The sequence below is a fragment of the Streptomyces sp. NPDC057307 genome, from assembly GCF_042667665.1.
Taxonomy (GTDB): domain Bacteria; phylum Actinomycetota; class Actinomycetes; order Streptomycetales; family Streptomycetaceae; genus Streptomyces.
In genome coordinates, this window is sequence record NZ_JBHUZM010000140.1 from 1 (window position 1) to 18,965 (window position 18,965).

Annotated in this window: 13 protein-coding genes and 1 pseudogene; 7 read left to right on the forward strand and 7 right to left on the reverse strand. The window is 72.1% G+C overall.

Translation table 11 applies throughout. The features are described from left to right. Positions 1-92 precede the first annotated feature (92 nt). Both ACFUN8_RS31220 and ACFUN8_RS31225 read right to left on the reverse strand, forming a co-directional pair. On the reverse strand, positions 93-1,883 hold the full coding sequence (locus ACFUN8_RS31220) for a coagulation factor 5/8 type domain-containing protein (protein ID WP_383644958.1): 1,791 nt from the start codon (positions 1,881-1,883) through the stop codon (positions 93-95). A gap of 279 nt (positions 1,884-2,162) precedes the next feature. After that, a complete protein-coding gene (locus ACFUN8_RS31225) occupies positions 2,163-4,589 on the reverse strand; it encodes a beta-L-arabinofuranosidase domain-containing protein (RefSeq protein WP_383644961.1) in 2,427 nt (808 codons plus the stop codon). 254 nt (positions 4,590-4,843) lie between these two features. On the opposite strand from ACFUN8_RS31225, the pseudogene ACFUN8_RS31230 reads away from it, so the two are divergent. Further along, positions 4,844-6,906 (forward strand): annotated as a pseudogene (locus ACFUN8_RS31230) (SpoIIE family protein phosphatase); the annotation flags it as partial. 95 nt (positions 6,907-7,001) lie between these two features. Next, positions 7,002-10,406 carry a BTAD domain-containing putative transcriptional regulator gene (locus ACFUN8_RS31235; protein WP_383644964.1) on the forward strand — a complete coding sequence of 1,135 codons (3,405 nt, stop codon included), beginning with the start codon at positions 7,002-7,004 and terminating at the stop codon, positions 10,404-10,406. A 77-nt stretch (positions 10,407-10,483) separates the two neighbouring features. Here ACFUN8_RS31235 and ACFUN8_RS31240 read toward each other — a convergent pair whose 3' ends face one another. From ACFUN8_RS31240 to ACFUN8_RS31255, 4 genes are all read right to left on the reverse strand, one after another. After that, positions 10,484-11,407, reverse strand: a complete 924-nt coding sequence (locus ACFUN8_RS31240; RefSeq protein WP_383644967.1) for a siderophore-interacting protein — start codon at positions 11,405-11,407, stop codon at positions 10,484-10,486. Between the two features lie 70 nt (positions 11,408-11,477). After that, positions 11,478-12,338 (reverse strand): ABC transporter substrate-binding protein, encoded by an 861-nt coding sequence (locus ACFUN8_RS31245; RefSeq protein WP_383644970.1) that lies wholly within the window; start codon positions 12,336-12,338, stop codon positions 11,478-11,480. 86 nt (positions 12,339-12,424) lie between these two features. Then, positions 12,425-13,114 carry a response regulator gene (locus tag ACFUN8_RS31250; protein WP_383644973.1) on the reverse strand — a complete coding sequence of 230 codons (690 nt, stop codon included), beginning with the start codon at positions 13,112-13,114 and terminating at the stop codon, positions 12,425-12,427. A 5-nt stretch (positions 13,115-13,119) separates the two neighbouring features. Beyond that, positions 13,120-14,100 (reverse strand): HAMP domain-containing sensor histidine kinase, encoded by a 981-nt coding sequence (locus tag ACFUN8_RS31255; protein ID WP_383644988.1) that lies wholly within the window; start codon positions 14,098-14,100, stop codon positions 13,120-13,122. 222 nt (positions 14,101-14,322) lie between these two features. Between ACFUN8_RS31255 and ACFUN8_RS31260 the strand changes: the two genes are divergently transcribed. The 3 genes from ACFUN8_RS31260 (at position 14,323) to ACFUN8_RS31270 (ending at position 16,687) form a co-directional block, all read left to right on the forward strand. Beyond that, positions 14,323-14,613, forward strand: coding sequence for a DUF3040 domain-containing protein (locus ACFUN8_RS31260; RefSeq protein WP_383644976.1), 291 nt, complete (start codon positions 14,323-14,325; stop codon positions 14,611-14,613). A 295-nt stretch (positions 14,614-14,908) separates the two neighbouring features. After that, complete coding sequence (locus tag ACFUN8_RS31265; protein WP_078078737.1) at positions 14,909-15,394, forward strand: cation:proton antiporter regulatory subunit; 486 nt, start codon at positions 14,909-14,911, stop codon at positions 15,392-15,394. 6 nt (positions 15,395-15,400) lie between these two features. Then, positions 15,401-16,687: a cation:proton antiporter gene (locus tag ACFUN8_RS31270; RefSeq protein ID WP_383644979.1), complete on the forward strand. Its 1,287-nt coding sequence runs from the start codon at positions 15,401-15,403 to the stop codon at positions 16,685-16,687. 96 nt (positions 16,688-16,783) lie between these two features. Here ACFUN8_RS31270 and ACFUN8_RS31275 read toward each other — a convergent pair whose 3' ends face one another. Then, entirely contained in the window at positions 16,784-17,359 is a 576-nt protein-coding gene (locus tag ACFUN8_RS31275) for a TerD family protein (RefSeq protein ID WP_382563974.1), read from the reverse strand. A gap of 110 nt (positions 17,360-17,469) precedes the next feature. On the opposite strand from ACFUN8_RS31275, the gene ACFUN8_RS31280 reads away from it, so the two are divergent. Together ACFUN8_RS31280 and ACFUN8_RS31285 are read left to right on the forward strand one after the other, a co-directional pair. Further along, positions 17,470-17,919, forward strand: coding sequence for a BlaI/MecI/CopY family transcriptional regulator (locus tag ACFUN8_RS31280; RefSeq protein WP_383644982.1), 450 nt, complete (start codon positions 17,470-17,472; stop codon positions 17,917-17,919). Positions 17,920-17,924: 5 nt separating this feature from the next. Then, positions 17,925-18,932 (forward strand): M56 family metallopeptidase, encoded by a 1,008-nt coding sequence (locus ACFUN8_RS31285; protein WP_383644985.1) that lies wholly within the window; start codon positions 17,925-17,927, stop codon positions 18,930-18,932. Positions 18,933-18,965: the final 33 nt, after the last annotated feature.

The following is an 18,965-nucleotide window of genomic DNA, read 5'->3' on the forward strand; positions in this document are numbered from 1 at the left end:
CTCGTCATGAGGCCGGGGCCCTCCTGCGGCGACCTGTTCCGGGTACGGCGCCTCGGAACAGATGCCGCGTCAGGGGAACCGCACCACGACCGTCAGGGGAACTGCACCACGACCGAGGGGATGGTCGACGTCCCGGACGTGGGTTCGCCGATGTCGTTGATCACCCGCTCGTACTGGCCCTGTCCGCCGAGCGAGACCACCAGCAGATGGTGGAACTTCACGCCCGGTTTGACCGGTGCCTGGAAACCGTTGTGCTGCTGGATCGTGGGATCGACGTTGTAGTAGCAGTAACTGCCCATCCCCCAGCCCTCGTGCTGTTCGACCGAGTCGTCGACCCGGTAGGCGGCGTAGCCCTTGGTGTCGCCGTTCTGGATGGCCGCCTGGTTGGGCGCGTCGTACGCCTTCTCGTTCTGGAAGAAGATCGTCCGGCCGCGTTCGCCGTACCACTCGACGTCGTACTTGTTGAAGTGTTCGACGAACAGGCCGGTGGCCAGGACGTCGTCACCGTTCACTCGTACGCCGAAGTCGGCTCTGTTGGTCTCCCAGCCGACCCCGTCACCGTGGTCCGCCCGCCACACCCAGGTGTGGTCGATGATGGTGTCGTCGCTGTTGACGACCATGCTGGTGGTCGCCTTGCCCGGACCGGCTCCGCCGATGCGGATGAAGACGTCCTGGACGGTGGTCGGATTGGCGGCGTGGTCGGCCGACGATCCCTCGGGCCCGATCTCCAGCAGCGTCTCGGAGTTGACCGGTCCGGCGTCGATCAGGAAGCCGGCCAGTTTCACCCCGTCCACGTCGGCGACCTTCATCGCCGTCACCCCGTTGTCCGGGATGACGGTGGCGAGTCCGAGACCCAGGACGACGGTGTTCGCCCGGTTCACATTGATCGTCTCGTCCACGTGGTAGACGCCGGGCGTGAACAGCAGGTTGAGGCCCTGGTCGAGCGCGGCGTTGATGGTCTGGGCCGTCGCGCCCGGCTTGACCACGTAGAACTGGTTCAGGTCGATCGACGAGCCCGCGGGCGCGCCGCTGTCCCAGGTCACCCCGCGCGCGTTGGTGCGCTTCTCGGGGACGAACACCTTGTAGGTGTCGCCGTCCAGATAGAGGAACGGCTTCTCGCGGGAGGTGGGGGTGGTCTCCAGCGTGGTGTACGGCGGGTCCGGGAAGGACTGCGCGGGCGCGCCCTCCACACCGGAGAACGTCATGTTCCACACGGCGTTCTGCCAGCCGCCGACCGAGCTGTCGCGGGTGTACCACTGCTGCTGGGAGTACGGCCCCACGGTGCCGTCGATCTTGCTGTCGGCGATGTAGCCGCCGCTGGCCCAGCCGTAACCGTCGGGAGCGAGGTTCAGCCCGCCCTTGACGTGCATACGGCGGAACGGCGCGGCCTGCGAGACGGCCCAGCGGTTCGTCCCGTTCACCGGGTTGAGCGACAGGTTCTCGGCCGAACGCCAGAAGTTCTGGGTCGCGTTGCCGTTGAACCAGCCGGCGTCCACGGTCACGTCGCCGTTGATGTTCACGTCGTCGGGCGAGAGCCCGAGACCCGACACCGAGGTGTAGAAGCCGAGTTGGGCGTTGAGCCCGTTGTACGTCCCCGGCTTGAACAGGAACTGGTAGCGGCCGGAGCCGAACTGGGCCGACTCCTGCTGCTTGAAGACCTCGTCGAGCTTGCCCTGGATGTTGGGCGTCGAAGGGTCGAACACGATCACGTTGGGGCCGAGATCGCCGCCGCCCTCGATCGGGTCGGCGTGCGCGGGGCTGCTCGGGACGAAGGCCAGCAGGGTCGCGGCCAGGGTGGCGGCGAGTGTCGCCGCCAGTCCGCGGCGGGACGACGGCGGTGAGGCGCCGCGGAACGCCGGAGAGCCGATGGGGGGAGCGTGCACGGGCATCTCTCCTGTGTCGTGAACGGTGGGGGGAACACTCGAAGAGCCCTCCGTGAATCCGAGAGAGCGCTCTCTGAGTGCACGGCTGATGCTGCTCCGCTGTTTCGTACACGTCAAGAGTTGTGAACAGATGGACCGTCACGGGTTCAGTTGTGAACAACAAGTGACCGCCGCCGAGTTGGGCCCGGCGGCGGTCGCGTGGCGCGGATGGGAAGGGCTCAGGACGGCGCGGAACGGCTCAGGACGGCGCCGGACGACTCACGACCGCGGCGTCATGGCTCAGACCAGTTGCCAGAGATGATCGTCCGTGCCGTTGTCCTCGAACTGGACCACCTGCGCGCTGTTCGTCGTCGACATCCCGTCGACGCCCAGCACCTTCCCGCTGTGCCGGTTGAGGATCAGTGACCAGCCCTCGCCCCGGTCGACCAGCTGCCAGAGATGGTCGCCGCTCCCGTCGTCGTCGAACTGGACGACGCGCGCGCTGTTCGCCGTCGACCTGCCCTCGGCACCGATGATCTTCCCGCTGTTGCCGTTGCGGATCAGGAACCAGCCGCCGCCCGCCGGGGCCAGCTGCCAGGCGTGGTCCGCCGTCCCCGTGTTGTCGAACTGCACGACCCGCCCGCCCGCCTCCAGGGACATCCCGTCGACCCCGAGCACCTTGCCGCTGTGCTTGTTCCGTACGCGGCGGTACGGCGGCTCCGCCGTCCAGGCCCGCCCGCCGGGCGACGCGGTCGGGAAGGCGGTGATCCGCAGCCGGGCCGCGCCCATCGGGATGAGCGTCACCGGCTCCGGCGGCGCCGTACTGCGGGCCGGGCTGTCCTGGAGAGGTGCGACGACGCGCTGGTCGTCGGCCACCCACTCCGCGATGCGGCGCGCCGACGTGGTGATCCGTACCGGCGACCCCTCGTGGGTGAAGGGATTCGCGGCGAGCGGTCCGCCGTCCGCCGTGAACCGCAGCCCGCGCAGCGGGTCGGGCGCGAGGCCGACGTTCCACGGGGTGGTGGGGTGCACCGACAGTTCGGGGAAGTCCTCGGTGCCCGCGTACCGTTCGTACCGCTCGCCGATCTTGAGGGAGTACGTGAGCGGTCCGTGGTCCACGCTGACGGAACCGTGGTTGTCGTCCCACGTCCGCACGGTGGTGCGCTGCGGCAGCCGCAGGGTCACCCGGTCGCCGTCCCGCCACTCGCGCTCGACCTTGACGAACCGCGGCCCGCCGCGAGCGGCCACGCGCCGTCCGGCGACGGTGAGTTGGGGGTCCGCGCACCAGCCGGGGATGCGCAGGTAGAGCGGGAAGGTGACCCGCCGGGGAGCGCCGACGGTGAGGGTGACGGTCTCCTTGAACGGGTAATCGGTGTCCTCCGTGACGGTGACCTCCGTGCCGTCGGCGACCTTCGCGCGCACCTGGCTCGGCGCGTACATGGCCGCCGCGAGGCCCCGGTCGGGGGTGGCCAGCCACAGTTCCTCGGTGAAGTAGGGCCAGCCCATGCCGTAGTTGTGCGGGCAGCAGCGGTAGGGGACGATGCCCGGCTTGTACGCCTGCATGGCGAAGCCGTTCTGGAACTGGCCCTGGTTCTTGGCGGTGTCGTCGAGTTCGACGCTGTTCGCGCTGGTGATGTAGTGGATGCCCCTGCCCTGCGGGTCGGTGGCCGCCGGCAGCAGGTTGAAGGCCAGCTCCTCGCACCGGTCGGCCCAGACCGGGTCGCCGGTGATCCGGGTGAGCAGTTCGTGGCTGGCCATGAACTCGACCGTGCCGCAGGTCTCGAAGCCCTGCCGGGGGTCGTCGAAGCCGGGGCGGGCGTGCTCGTCACCGGCGAAACCGCCGCCGGGGAACTGGCCGTACGTGCCCATGATCGAGGCGTAACTCCGGTACGTGGCCCGGGTCAGCTCGGCCGAGCCGGACCGCAGCGCGTACTGGGCGGGCTCGCGGAAACCCTGCGCGACGTTGACGTTGTGCAGGTCGGGGAAGTTGTCGACCCAGTTGGCACCGTGGGTGTGCATCTTGTCGGCGAGATCGAGGAGGAAGGACTCGCCGGTGCGGTTGTAGAGCCAGAAGACGATGTCGAGACCGTCACCCCAACGCTTCGACACCCAGCTGGAGTTGAAGGCGCCGGGCCCCTGCGCGTTCATGTAGCGCAGGAACGGGACGGCGAACGGCACGATGCGCTCGTCCCCGGTGAACTCCTCGTGCGAGCGCAGCGCCTGGAGGAGCGGCAGATACGGCCAGAAGTCCGGTCCGCCGTTGAGCGCCGTACGCAACCGGGTGGGACCGAAGAATCCGTCGGGCTGCCGGGTGGCGAGGATCGCGTCGATCCAGCGGCGGGCGGTGGCGAGCGCCGCCTCGTCGCCGGTGAGGGCGGCCAGGTCCACGTAACCGCGCAGCCAGTAGGTGACTTCCTCCCAGCCGGCCTTCTCCGGGTGCACCCAGCCGGAGTCGTCGAACCGCAGGAAGTGCGACACCTCGGCGTAGCGGCCGAACAGCCCGTCGAGGAGCAGGCGCAGTTGGCCGGTGAGCCAGCCGCGCGGGGTGACGCTGCCCAGCGGCAGCTTCTGGAAGGCGGTGGGGGCGAGCGGTGCGGCGTTCGGCGTGTACCAGCCGCCGTGCGCCGGCGGTACGGCGGCGGCCGTCGGTGCCAGTGGCCCCAGCAGGCCCGCACCACCGATCGCGAGGGCGCCGGTGCCGAGGAAGTGTCGTCGGTCGAGCGTCATCGGGTCTCCCGTCCACGAGCATCGACAGAGGTGTGAAACACGGCTGTACAACGTTGGAAAGCGCAGCCGTTGGCATCACAGCACGGCGCCCCCACGGTGTCCAGGTACATGACACGGCGAGGTTCCCGACAGGGCGAGGGCGAGGTGCCCGACACGGCGAGGGCGAGGCGGCTCAGACGCCGGATGGGCCGTTGTGCAGGGAGATGTGAGGAAAGTTACGCTTCTTACACAATCTCTACTCCCGGAGCGGGCACATGGCAGGACGGAACCGCCCGGCCATCGGTGCGGACAAGCGGCTCGCCCTGAACCGTATGGGCAGTTTCGACTGGGACCTGCTGCGCAGGACCCTCGATCTCGATGCGGCGGGGCTGGCCGTCTTCGACCTGCGCCCGGGGGAGTACGACGGATACCCCGAGTCCCTCAGGGAGCGCGTCCCGCCCGAGGAGGGCCTGCGGCTCGATGCCACCGTGGACCGGGCGATCCGCAGCGGCCGGACGTCGTACGGCGCGTACTTCCAGGTCACCCGCCGTAACGGAATCCGCCAGTGGACCCATGTCCGGGCCCGTATCCTGCGGGACGACCGCGGATCCCCGCACCGCATCATCGGCATCGTCCGCAACGCGACCACCGAGCTGACCGAATTCGCCGAGATCAGCCCCCAGGAAGCCGGCCGCCGGCGGCTGACCACCATGGTCCAGGGCACCACCGAGGCCCTTTCCCACGCGGTCACCGTCGCTGACGTCATCACCGTCCTGAGCGACGCCGGCGGCCTGGAGCGCTTCGGCGCCGACGGGCTGGCGCTCGGTCTCGTCGACGGCGGCTCGGTCGGACTCGTGGCTCTGTCCGGCGAGTCCCCGGAGGCGCCGGGGGCGCGGCCCGTCTCCCCGCTGGACGACGCGACACCGCTCGCGCAGGCGGCCCTCACCCAGCGCGCCCGCTTCGCCACCTCGCTCCCCGGACTCGCCGACCCTTCCGGACACGTCGACCTTTCCGACGGCACGACCCGGCCGCGCCCGCCCGCCGACGGACACGGCTTCGACGCGGCGGCCTTCCTCCCGCTCGTCGCGCAGGCGCGCTCCATCGGCGGCCTCGCGCTCTTCTACCGGGGCCGCACCCACTTCACGGCCGAGGACCGCACCATCTGCCTCGGTCTGGCCGGCATCGTCGCCCAGTCGCTCCAGCGCGCGATCCTCTTCGACCAGGAGCGGGAATTCGCGACCGGGCTCCAGTCGTCCATGCTGCCGCGCGACATCCCGGCCTTCACCGGCGTCGAGATAGCGGTGCGCTACCACGCCGCCTGGAGCGGCAGGGAGGTCGGCGGCGACTGGTACGACGTGATCGCCCTGCCGCGCGGCCGGGTCGGCGTCGTCGTGGGCGACGTCCAGGGACACGACACACACGCCGCCGCGATCATGGGCCAGTTGCGGATAGCGCTGCGCGCCTTCGCCGGTGAGGGCCATCCGCCGGCGACCGTGCTCGCGCGGGCCTCCCGGTTCCTGGTGGAGCTGGACACCGAGCGCTTCGCCACCTGCACCTACGCACAGCTCGACCTCTCCACCGGAGCCGTACGCGCGGTACGCGCCGGGCATCTCGGCCCGCTCGTCAGGCACACCGACGGCAGGACCGGCTGGCCCAATCTGCGCGGCGGACTGCCCCTCGGCCTGGCCACCGACTTCGGGCAGGAGGACTTCCCCGAGACCCGGCTCGACCTGGTGCCCGGCGAGACCTTCGTGCTCTGCACCGACGGTCTCGTGGAGGAGTCCGGACTCGACATCGAGGAAGGCATGGCGGAACTCGCCCATGTCGTACGCACCGGGCCCGGCCGCGCGAGCGCGCTCGCCGACCATCTCGCCGAGCGGCTGTGGCACCGCTGGGGGACCGGCGACGACGTCGCGCTCCTCGTCCTGCACCGGGCGCCCGACCCCGGTACCCGTCAGGCACCCCGCATCCACCAGTACATCCACCAGGCCGACCCGGAGGGCCTGGCCGAGACCCGCGCCGTACTGCGCCAGGCACTGGAGGACTGGAATCTGGCCACCCTGATGGACGACGTGCAACTGGCCGCCGGAGAGCTGCTGGTGAACGTGCTGCTGCACACCGAGGGAGGCGCCGTCCTCACCCTGGAGGTCCTACCGGGACCGGTGCGGCGGGTCCGGCTCTGGGTCAAGGACCGCTCCAGCGCCTGGCCGCGCCGACGGTGGCCGGGCGAGTCGGCGACATCGGGGCGCGGGCTGCTGCTGGTCGACGCGGTGGCGGCACGGTGGGGGGGGTGGAGCCGCGCGGGGACGGCAAGGCGGTCTGGTGCGAGTTCACCCCACCGGAGCGGCGGGCCGCCTGAGAGCCCGGCACGCGATCGCCCGCGCCCGGCGGGCGGCGGGCGCCGACGGCTCGTGAGGCGGGGACAATGGGGCGGTGACCTACCGCTACGACGTACTCGGCACGACCAGGGCCTTCGGCCCGGACGGCGCCGAGGTGCCGCTCAGTGGCGCGAGGATGCGCGCGCTGCTCGTCGCGCTCGCCGCCGCCGGAGGCCGTACGGTCTCCGGCGACCGGCTGGCCGCGCAGGTGTGGGACGACGCGCGTGAGCCGCCCGCCGACGAGGCCGCCGCGCTCCAGGCCCTGATCGGGCGGCTGCGCAGGGCACTGGGCGGCGCCGCGATCGACTCGGTCCCCGGCGGCTACCGGCTGACGGCGGAGCGCGACGACATCGACCTGTTCCGCTTCGAACGGCTCGCCGTCGAAGGGGCGTCGGCCCTCGACGGCGGCGACGGCGCCCGCGCCGCCGCCCTGCTGGACGAGGCCCTGGCGCTGTGGCGCGGGCCGGCCCTCGCGGATCTTCCGGGCCGGGACACCGACCCCCTGGCCGTACGCGCGCGGCAACGGCACACCGAGGCGCGCCGCGCCCGGCTGACGGCCGACGTCCGGCTCGGCCGCCCCGAGCGGGCCCTGCCGGGGCTTGCCGCGCTGGCCGCCGAGGCACCGCTGGACGAACCACTGCAGGCGACGAGGATCGAGGCGCTGCGCTCTGCGGGGCGCCGGGCCGAAGCCCTGGAGGCGTACGAGGAGGTACGCGCCCTGCTGGCCGACCGTCTCGGCACGGGGCCGGGCAAGGAACTGCGCGCCCTGCACGCGGAGTTGCTCGCGGACGACGAGACCGACGCCCGGCTCCACCGGGACGCCGCCCCGGCCGCCCCCGCCGCCCCGACCGACGCCCTCCCCGGCAACCTCTCCGCCCGGCTCACCTCCTTCGTCGGGCGGGAGTCCGAACTGGACCTGCTCGCGATCGAGTTGCGCGCCCACCGCCTCATGACACTCACCGGGCCCGGCGGCGCCGGCAAGACCCGGCTCGCCTTCGAGACCGCCGAGAGCACGGCGAGGGCGAGCGGTCACTGGCCGGACGGTGTCTGGGTCGCGGAACTCGCCTCCGTACGAGAGCCCGCCGCCGTGGCCGAGGCCGTACTCACCGCGCTCGGGGCCCGCGAGACGGCCGTGCGCGGCCCCGGTGGCGCGGAGGGCGCCGCGCTCGATCCGCTCGCCAGGCTCGTCGAACACTGCGGCTCCCGCCGCCTGTTGATCGTGCTCGACAACTGCGAGCAGGTGATCGGCGCAGCGGCCGAACTGGCCGAGACCGTCCTCACCCGCTGCCACCGTGTGACCGTCCTGGCCACCAGCCGTGAACCGCTGGGCGTGCGGGGTGAGTTCCTGTACGGGGTCGGCCCGCTGGCGCGGACAGCGGCGCTGCGCCTGCTCGGCGAACGCGGCAAGGCCGCCCGGCCCGGCTTCCGTACCGACGACGACGCGGCGGCCTGCGAGGAGATCTGCCGCAGACTGGACGGGCTTCCGCTCGCCGTCGAACTGGCCGCCGCCCGGCTGCGGTTGCTCACCCCGCGCCAGCTCGCCGACCGGTTGGACGACCGCTTCCGGCTGCTGGGCGCGGGCAGCGGCAGCCGGACCGTACTGCCGAGACAGCAGACCCTGCGTGCCGTCGTGGACTGGTCGTGGGAGCTGCTGACGGAGACCGAACGGGCCGTGCTGCGCAGGCTCTCCGTCTTCGTGGGCGGCTGCGCGCCGGGCGAGGCCGAGGAGGTCTGCGCCGGGGGTGACGTGCCGGTCTTCGAAGCACTCGCCTCCCTTGTCGACAAGTCGCTTCTCGTCGCCGTGCCCGGCGGCCCGGACGGGATGCGCTACCGGCTGCTGGAGACCGTCGCCGAGTACGCGGCCGAGCGGCTGGACGAGTCGGGCGAACGGCAGTCCGTCGAGCTACGGCAGCTGCGCGCCTACCGCGAACTGGTACGCGTCGGTGAACCCGAGCTGCGCGGACCCCGACAGGCGTACCGGCTCGCGCAGTTCGAGCGGGAGCACGACAACGTACGGGCCGCGCTGCGCACCGCGCTCCACCACCACCACCACGACGACGACGTACGGTCGCGCGAACAGGACGCGCTGTGTCTCGTGCTCTCCATGAGCTGGTTCTGGCAGCTTCGTGGCCATCAGCGGGACGCCCGCGACTGGTCCACGGCCGTCACCGCGCTGGGGCCCGACCCGTTCGAGGCGCCGGTCCGTCCCGCCGTGGCGCTCGCCGATCCGTGCATCGACCTCTCGCCGCCCTGGTCCGACGAGCAGGTGTGGGAGGCCCGGCGCGGTGTGCGGCTGCTGAGGTTCGCGAGCGGCGCGGGCATGGGCGGCGACGAGAACGAGGGAGAGGGCGCCGGCGGGGGTGACGGCGGCGGCCAGGTATGGGGAAGCGCCGGCACCCGCGCACACCTGGCCAGGATCGTGGCCGCCTACCGCGCCGACCTGCCCCAGGTCTGCCGGCAACCCGGCGTCATGTGGTTCTTCGCCGGGCTGCTCGTCGGCGAGTGGCGGAGCATGGGCCAGACGCTCGACGCCCTGGTGGACGCCTGCCGCGCCCGGCCCGGCCGGGGCTGGGACCTCGGCCTCGCGCTCACGCTGCGGGGAAGAATGCTCGACACCGGGCCCGGCAACGAGGACCGGGCGGCCCGGGACGCCGACGAGGCGGTGTCGCTGCTCGAACGGACCGGTGACCTGGTGATCCTCGCCGAATCCCTGTCCGCCCGGGGCGAGTCGTACGAACGGCGGGGCCGCTTCGAAGAGGCCGCGGCGGACTTCGAGCGGGCCATGGAGGGCTGCGCGCGGATCGGCATGACCACCCAAGTGTCACTGTTCAAGGCGCGGTTGGCTTCCGTACGGCTGGAGGCCGCCACCGGCCCGGCCGCCGAGGAGGACGCCGAGCGGCTGCTGCGGGAAGCGGTCGAGGAATCCCGCGGCCACGCTGGACGTACGGGCGGGACGGCCCGACTGCTGCTCGCGGGGCGCTACGGCCGCACCGGACGTACCGCCCTCGCGCGGCACCAACTGACCACCCTGGAGGACGAACCCGGCTTCGGGGACCACGGCCTCCAGGTGGGCCTCACCGAGGGACTGCACGGCTGGCTCGACTGCCTCGACACCGAGTACGGACGGGCACTGGGCCATCTGCGCGAGTCGGTACGCCTGTTGGACAGTCTGGCGCGGCTCGTCGCGCCGCAACTGATCGTCAGTCAGTTCCTCTGCGCCGCCTGGGCGAAGACGGGGACCGGCGAACCGACCGACGGCGCACGGCTGTTGGGGGCGTACACGCGGAACACCGGGCTCGCCGAGAGGTTTCTCTTCCATCCCTATCCGGCCGGCTACGAGAGGGAGATCGCCCGGCGGGCGGAGGCCGAGGTGCGGGCCGCGCTCGACCCGGACACCTGGGCCGACGCGTACGCCGAAGGCGGCACCCTCTCCGTGAAAGAGGCCGCCGCCCTGATCTGACCCCCCTGCCCCGTTATCCCGTTGTCCCGGAAGGCTTGTCCTTCCGGGACAACGGGACGGGGCCAGGAACCACCCCCTCAGGACCGGTCGGCCAGCCGCTCCCGCGCCTCCGCCAGGTCCGCCTCCGTCGGCGCGTCGTCCTGGGTCAGACTGCGGCGCCAGTAGCCGGTGAAGTGGACCGAGCGCTTGTCGAGGCCGCGTTCGCCGACCAGATGCCGGCGCAGTGCCCGCACCGCGCCCGCCTCGCCGCCGAGCCAGGCGAACACCGAGCCCGGGCCCGCCGGGAACCGCGCCGCGCGCACGGCCTCCACCAGCGGCGGGCCGTCCCCCGCCGCCCCGGCACGGTGCAGCCAGTGCACCGTCACGTCGCCCGCCGACTCGAACCGCTGCTCCTCGGCGGCGTCCCACACCTCCACGTACGCCACCGCACGCGCCCCCTCGGGCAGCGCCTCGACGATCGTGCCGATCGCCGGCAGCGCCGACTCGTCACCGGCCAGCAGTATCCAGTCCGTGGTCCCCAGGGGTACGGGCTCCGCGAAGTACGCGGACGGGCCGAACATACCGAGCACATCTCCGGGCCCGGCCGACCGCGCCCACTGGGTCGCGGGGCCCTCGTCGGAGCCCGCCCCGTCACCCGCCCCGTCGTGCAGGACGAAGTCGACGTCGACGGTGCCCCGCGCCGGGTCGTGCGCCCGGATCGTGTAGCTGCGCGTCCAGGGCCGTTCGTCCTCCGGGATCGCCTGGAACGCCCCGTACCAGCGCATCACATCCCCGTCGGCGCCCGGTTCGGGGAGCCGGGGTGCGGTCTGCCCCGGCCGGGGGAAGTAGAGCTTCACCTGCTGGTCGGGGGCGTCGTACGTGAAATCGGCCAGTGCGGGGCCACCGAGGGTGACGCGGACCATGCGCGGCGAGATCCGACGTACGGCGGAGACCTCCACGGTCCGTACCGGCAGGGCCGGCGCGACGGGGCGTTCGGTGGGCGTGTCCGGGTGACGTGTCATGCCGGAACGGTCGCAGCCGCCACCGATGCGCGACCGACACGCCACCTACACGGCGGCACGGCGGCGCCGGCTACAGCGCCGCGGCCACCGCGTCCACGAAGCGCGCGTGCCCCCGATGACTGCGGGGTGCCTCCGGATTCCAGGCCACCGCGCGCACCCGCTCCTGGAGCGCGCGCCAGTGGCCGTCGCTCCGCAGCGCGTCGGGCGTCGCCGCGTTCGCCCGTACGTCCCCGAGCACGACGTCCGGATCGAGCGCGAGCGCATGTGCCCAGTCGGTCGTACGCCAGTTGCCGCCCGCCCCCTGACCGGGATCGAGCAGATCGACTCCGAGCGCCGACAGCGCCCGCAGGTCCGGCCAGGTGCCGGGCCGGGCCAGATGTACGGTGCCGGGCCCGGCGGCCGACAGGGCGAGCACCCGGGCCGCGGCGGGCCGCGCGGTGAGCGTACGGAGCCGGGCCTCCGCCCACTCCAGGTCCTGCGTGTCGGGCTCGTGCGGCGCGCCGAGCGAGCGGGCGAGCGCCGTGAACCGGTCCCTGATCCCGTCCAGCGGCCGGTCCTTGCCCACGTCGATGACGACGACGGGCACCTGCTCCTCCAGATGCTTGGCCGCCTCCGGATCGATGCCGTAGATCTGGCCGCCGCCGTAGCTGACGGCGACCAGCAGGTCCGGTTCGGCGGCGAGGACGGCGTCCGGGTCGACCGCACCGCCCGCGGCGAAGTCCCGGACGGAGCCGAGCGGCAGTCCGCCCGCCTTCGCGGGGTCGGGGGAGTCGCCGTCGTGGTGCGACCCGAAGATGCCCAGGGGGCGCAGGCCGTGATCCCACAGGGTCGCGCCCGCCTGTATGTAGGCGACCACCCGGTCCGGGCGGCGGGGTGCGACGGTGAGATGGCCGCGGTCGTCCGTGAACTCCCAGCTGCTGTGCGGGGACATGGTGTCGCCTCGTTCCGCTCTCGTGGTGAGGTGCGTGAGTGTGACCCTGCCCGGCGGATGGCGCCGGAAGTCCAACCGTACGCCGGTCAGGGCTCGATGAGGCCGGCCCTGATGGCGTATCGAGTCAGTTCCACCCGGTCCCTCAGCCCCAGCTTCTGGAGCAGATTGGCCCGATGACGCTCGACCGTCTTGGCGCTGATGACGAGCAGGTCGGCGATCTCCTTCGACGAGTGCCCCTCGGCGACGAGTTTCAGGATCTCCTCCTCCCGCGCCGTCACGGCCTTCTCCGGGACGCCGTCGCCCTGCCGCACCCGGTCCAGGTAGTTGCGGATGAGGGCGGTGACCGCGCCGGGGTAGAGGAACGGCTCGTCGCGCATCGCCGCCCGGCACGCCTCCAACAGATCCCGGTCCGCGACCGACTTGAGTACGTAACCGCTCGCGCCGCACTTCAACGCCTCGAAGAAGTACTGCTCGTTGTCGTACATCGTCAGGATCAGGATGCGCATGTCCGGGAGCAGCCTGGAGAGTTCGCGGGCGGCCTGGAGGCCGGTCAGCCTCGGCATCGCGATATCCAGAATGGCCAGATCGGGGCGGTGTTCGCGGGCCATCTCGATGGCCTCCGCGCCGTCGCCCGCCTCCGCGACCACGGTCAGGTCCGGTTCGCCGTCGAGGATCAGCCGCACCCCGCGCCGTACGAGGGCGTGGTCGTCGGCGAGCAGGATGCGGGTCGGAACCGGCTCGCCGGCGCCGGTGGGACCGGAGTTCGGGTAGGTCATGGCGGTCAGTGGCTCCCGTTCGTGAGACGCGCGGCCGGTGCGAGGCGCGTGGCGGGGACGTGCAGCCGTACCTCCGTACCGCCGCCCGGCGCGTCGCCCACCGACACCTCGGCGCCGATCAGCAGCGCGCGCTCGCGCATACCCCGGATGCCCGCGCCCTCGGAGGCCGTACCGATTCCGTGTCCGTCGTCCCTGACCAGCAGTTCGAGCCCGAGCGCGCCGTGGTGCAGGGTCACACCGACCCGCTGGGCCCGTGCGTGGCGGACGATGTTGGTGAGCCCTTCCTGGGCGACCCGGTAGAGGACCAGCTCGACCTCCTGGTCCAGCGCGGGGAGATCACCGTCGAAGCCGCGCCTGAGGTCGAGTTCGGTGTGGGCGGTGGTCTCGTCCGTCAGGGCCTTGAGCGCGCTGATCAGCCCCAGCTCCTCCAGCACCCCGGGGCGCAGCCGGCGGGCGATCCTGCGGATCTCGTCCAGGCTGTCCCTGGTGGTCTCCTGCACCTGCAGCAGTTCGTCCCGCAGCGGCTCGGGCGCCCGGTCGGCGACGTGTCTGAGTTCGAGCAGCACGGCGGTCAGGGTCTGGCCGATCTCGTCGTGCAACTCCTGGGCGATCCTGCGGCGTTCGGCCTCCTGCGCGGAGAGCGCGAGCCCGCTGCTGGCCGCGCGTTCGGCCTCCAGACGGTCCAGCATCGTGTTGAACGTCCTGATCAGTTCGGCGATCTCCCCGTGTCCCGACACGACCGGCCGGGGGCCCGGACGCAGCAGGTCGGTGGTGGTCATCGCGCGGGTGAGCCGTTGCAGCGGTCCGAGCCCGATCCGCAGCAGCGCGGCGTTCGCGATCAGCATGGCGACCAGTCCGGCGGCCATGATCAGCACCTCGGTGAGCAGGACCGGCGCGGAGACCGTGACGGGGCCGAGCAGCAGCAGCGCGGTCGCCGCGAACAGCACGGCGGCGTTGAGCAGGAAGATGCGCCAGAACAGGGACAGGGACACGGAGCACGGCCTCCTCGGGGTGGACCTCCCCACTATCGCCCGTACGGCCCGCGCACCCCGCCACCCCGGGGCGTCCGCATGTCCCACACCGCCGGATACATGGTCCACACCCCCGGATACATGGTCCACACCCCCGGATATGGGTGCCGGCACCGATGGTGACGGCGCCGTGCGCCGGGTGATCGTGGACACAGACATCCCGGGGGAGGAGGTCCCATGCACGCCCCCGACGAAGACCGGCTTCTCGACGATCTCGCCGACCGGCTGCGGCACGACGATCCGCGCTTCGCCGCCGCGTTCGAACGCGGCCTGCCCTGCCGCCCCCGGGAGTACCGCCGCGGTGCGGCGTGGCTGACGCTCGCCGTCGGGCTCGGTCTGCTCGGGCTGGGCATCGCGCTGGGACACGGGCTCCTTCTCGCGGGCGGGCTCGTCGTGTCCGGGGCGGCCGGGCATCTCTTCGACCCGAACCGGGAGCACATCCGGCACGGCACTCCGCCGCCCACCTGACGCACAGCCGTCAATATCCCCACCAATCACCAGAATCGGCCCATTTTCTTTTACGTTAAAATGGATGACGAGTTGCCGCCGCTCGGTTGAGCGTTGGGCAACTCGTTGCCGATCGGTGGTCGAGGCGGAGGGGCGGCTCATGGGCGAGCGCACCCGTACCGGCTTATCGGCCCCGCCGGCCGCCGGCGACTGACAGGCCCCGCCTCGCCGCATGGTGGAGAATTCCCCCGGCCAGGGGCCCCACGGCCCACACACCGCCAACGCATGCCCGCATGCCCGCATGGAGCGCCTTCCTATGGAGCACACCGCTCACGTCAGCAAGACCGCCCTGCCCGGGGTCGGTACCCGCTACGACCTCAACACCGACTCGGGCCGCCATATCTCGGTCGTGGTGCACCAGGACGGGCGCCGCATCGTCGCCTTCCACGACCCCGAGGACGACGACAACTGCAAGGACTCCACCCCGCTGGCCCCGTACGAGGCGACGGCACTCTCCAAGCTCCTGATGCCCGACCCGGTCGGACATCTGCACCAGCACCTGGAGATCGACCTCGTCACGGAGCACATCCCGATCACCAAACGCTCGCCCTTCGCAGGACGCACGCTCGGCTCCACCCAGGCCCGTGCCCGCACCGGCGCGTCCATCGTCGCCGTCCTGCGCCGCACCGACGCCGTCCCCTCGCCCACCCCGGACTTCCGCTTCGCACTGGGGGACACGCTCGTCGTCGTCGGCACCAGGGAAGGCGTGGACGCCGTCGCCGAACTGATCACCGGAGGATAAACGCCCGTGCACGACACGACCGCGCTGCTCATCGAACTCGGGGCCGTCATCCTCGGCCTGGGCCTGCTCGGCCGGCTCGCCGGGAGGGTGGGTTTCTCGCCCATCCCGCTCTATCTGCTGGCGGGACTCGCCTTCGGCCACGGCGGCCTCATCCCCATGGCCGCCAGTGAGGAGTTCATCGCCACGGGCGCCGAGATCGGTGTCATCCTCCTTCTCCTCCTGCTCGGGCTGGAGTACAGCGCCTCCGAACTCGTCACCAACCTCAAGACCCAGTACCCCTCCGGGATCGTCGACTTCGTACTCAACGCACTGCCCGGTGCGATCGCCGCGCTCCTCCTCGGCTGGGGCGCCGTCGCCGCCGTCGCGCTCGCGGGCGTCACCTGGATCTCGTCGTCCGGCGTCATCGCCAAGGTGCTCGGCGACCTCGGCAGGCTCGGCAACCGTGAAACCCCCGTCATCCTCGGTGTCCTGGTCATCGAGGACCTCGCGATGGCGGTCTATCTGCCGCTGCTCACCGCGCTGCTGGCCGGACTGAGCCTCGCGGGCGGCAGCCTCACCCTGCTCATCTCGCTCGGCAGCGTGGGCGCCGTGCTGTACGTCGCGCTGCGCCACGGCCGGCTGATCAGCCGCGCGGTCTCCTCCGACAACCCGGAGATGCTGCTGCTGGTCGTCCTCGGACTCACCGTGCTCGTCGCGGGCGTCGCCCAGGAACTCCAAGTCTCGGCCGCCGTCGGCGCGTTCCTCGTCGGCATCGCGCTCTCCGGTGAAGTGGCCGAGGGCGCCCACAATCTGCTCGCGCCGCTGCGTGACCTCTTCGCCGCCGTGTTCTTCGTGTTCTTCGGCCTGAACACCGACCCGGCCGCCATTCCGCCGGTGCTCGTGCCCGCCCTGATCCTGGCCGTCGTCAGCGCGCTGACGAAGATCGCCACGGGCTGGTACGCGGCACGCAGAGCGGGAGTCAAGACGGCGGGCCGCTGGCGGACGGGCGGCACCCTCGTCGCGCGCGGGGAGTTCTCCATCGTCATCGCGGGTCTCGCCGTGGGTGTGGAGCCCCGGATCGGGCCACTGGCCACCGCGTACGTGCTGATCCTGGTCATCCTCGGGCCGCTGGCGGCCCGTTGGACCGAACCGCTGGCCCGGCGCTTCACCCGGAAGCCGCCCCCGAAGGCGCCGCCGGTCACCGGGAAGTCCGGCGTGGAGGAGTCCGAGGAGTCCGCGACCGAGGCGCCCGCCACGGAGGCCCCCGTCCTCCCGGGGCCGGGGGCGGCCGGCACGGCTCCCTCGCACGGCTGAGCCTCGGACACGCCGAAGGGGCGTGGAACGCGCGTCACGCGCTCCACGCCCCTTCGGGTGTGCGGGTGTGCGGGTGTGCCGATACGGTGCGGGTCGTCAGACCCCGACACCGAAGTCGGCGGCGATGCCGGACAGGCCACTCGCGTAACCCTGCCCGACGGCGCGGAACTTCCACTCGGCGCCGTTGCGGTACAGCTCGCCGAAGACCATCGCGGTCTCGGTCGCCGCGTCCTCGCTGAGGTCGTAGCGCGCCAGCTCGGCGCCGCCGTCCTGGTTCACCACGCGGATGAAGGCGTTGCGGACCTGGCCGAAGCTGTGGCCGCGGCTCTCGGCGTCATGGATCGACACCGGGAAGACGATCTTGGTGATCTCGGCCGGTACGGCCGCCAGGTTCACCTTGACGACCTCGTCGTCACCCTCGCCCTCACCGGTCAGGTTGTCTCCGGTGTGCTCCACCGAACCGTCGGGGCTCTTGAGGTTGTTGTAGAACACGAAGTTCTGGTCCGTGCCGACCTTCCCGGCCTCGTTGACCAGCAGGGCGCTGGCGTCCAGGTCGTAGTCGGTACCGGTCGTCGTGCGGACGTCCCACCCGAGACCGACCAGGACGGCTGTCAGCCCCGGCGCCTCCTTGGTGAGCGAGACATTGCCGCCTTTGGACAGGGAAACTCCCACGCTGCTCCTCCTGAGTTGAGCTGGTGACCGTAACAAAAATCTACAACACTGTAGAAGTGTGTGCGGAGCGGCGGAGCTGCCACGCCGGAGCCACGCCGGACGTGCGCCGGATGGACCCAGGCCGCACGTCGGGAACGGAGGGAGACGGTGTGAGGGAACAGGTCGGTGGGGACGGTGGCCCGGACGGGCGCCCGCGTCGGCGCGGCCAGGGCGAGCTGGAGGCCCAGGTGCTCGCCGTACTGCGGCAGGCGCCCGGACCGGTCAACGCGGGCTGGGTGCTCGACCGGCTCGGCGGGGACCTGGCGTACACGACGGTCATGACCATCCTGACCAGGCTCCAGGCCAAACGGGCGGTCACCCGCGAGCGGGTGGGCCGGTTCTTCGAATGGTGCGCGACCTCCGACGAGGCGGGGCTCGCCGCCCTGCGGATGCGCCGCGTACTGGACGCCGAGTCGGACCGCGAGGCCGTACTGGCCCGGTTCGTCACCACCCTCTCGCCGGACGACGAACGGCTGCTGCGCGACCTCCTCGGTCTCCCCGAGGACGGGACGGAGGACTGACCGGGATGGGAGTGTTCGTCCTGCTGCCGCTGCTGCTGCCCCTGACCGCGCTGCCGATCGCGCGCCTGGCCGAGCGGCATCTCCATCCGCGCGTCGCCACCCGGCTGTTGTCGGCGCTGGCGGCCGTCCTGGCGGTGTGCAGCACGGTGTGCCTGGGGTTGCTGGTGGTCGTCGGTACGGTGCAGCTGCCCGGCCATCCGCTGCCCGACGCCTGGACCGACCGGGAGGCCCGTACCACCGCGCCGTACGAGGAGGCCGCGGGCAAGGGCGCCGTCGTCGCGCTGCTCACCGTGGCCGTGTCGTGGTCGACCGCCGCCCGCAGGCACCGGCGGGTCCGTCGACAGGCGGAGCACGCGCTGGTCGGGGTGCCGGACGGCGAACTCGCCGTGCTGGCCGACGAGGCGGCGTACGCGTACGCGCTGCCGGGTGTACGGAGCCGGCCGCCCCGCGCCCCGTCGGACCGGCGCAGGGCATGGTTCAGTCGGCGGCCGGTCGTGCGCGACGGCATCGCCGGGGGCCGGATCGTCGTCTCCACCGCCATGTTCGCGTGTCTGGACGCCGGCGAACGCGCGGCGCTCGTCGCCCACGAACGGGCCCATCTCGCGGGCCGCCACCACCGCTATCTGCTCGTGGTCCGCTTCGCCGCGCGGGCCAACCCGCTGCTGATGCCGTTGCGGTCGGCCGTGGCCTACACGACCGAGCGGTGGGCGGACGAGGAGGCGGCCCGGGTGACGGGCGAGCGGCGGGTGGTGGCGCGGGCCATCGGCAAGGCGGCCCTCGTCTCGCGTGGCACGCCCACCCCGACGCTGGCGGGCTTCGCCGCGCCGGGACCGGTACCGCGCCGGGTGGCCGCGCTGCTGGAACCCGCGCCGTCGGCCGTCAGCTGGCCGCCGGTCTTCACCGCGGTGGGTCTGGCGGCCTGGGCGGCGGCTGCCGGGACGCTCGGATCGGCGCTCTCGTCGGCGAACGCGACGGTCACGCTGTTCCTCGTACTGAAGGCGGGTCCGCTGTGAAAGCGTCGGCCGGGCCCGCGGTGCGGCCCGGCC

Bases quoted from the DNA above. Each gene is read 5' to 3' on its own strand.
- ACFUN8_RS31260 (WP_383644976.1), top strand. From the start codon at position 14,323: ATGCACGCCCCCGACGAAGACCGGCTTCTCGACGATCTCGCCGACCGG.
- ACFUN8_RS31285 (WP_383644985.1), top strand. From the start codon at position 17,925: ATGGGAGTGTTCGTCCTGCTGCCGCTGCTGCTGCCCCTGACCGCGCTG.
- ACFUN8_RS31225 (WP_383644961.1), bottom strand. From the start codon at position 4,589: ATGACGCTCGACCGACGACACTTCCTCGGCACCGGCGCCCTCGCGATC.
- ACFUN8_RS31280 (WP_383644982.1), top strand. From the start codon at position 17,470: ATGGACCCAGGCCGCACGTCGGGAACGGAGGGAGACGGTGTGAGGGAA.
- ACFUN8_RS31240 (WP_383644967.1), bottom strand. From the start codon at position 11,407: ATGACACGTCACCCGGACACGCCCACCGAACGCCCCGTCGCGCCGGCC.
- ACFUN8_RS31245 (WP_383644970.1), bottom strand. From the start codon at position 12,338: ATGTCCCCGCACAGCAGCTGGGAGTTCACGGACGACCGCGGCCATCTC.
- ACFUN8_RS31265 (WP_078078737.1), top strand. From the start codon at position 14,909: ATGGAGCACACCGCTCACGTCAGCAAGACCGCCCTGCCCGGGGTCGGT.
- ACFUN8_RS31250 (WP_383644973.1), bottom strand. From the start codon at position 13,114: ATGACCTACCCGAACTCCGGTCCCACCGGCGCCGGCGAGCCGGTTCCG.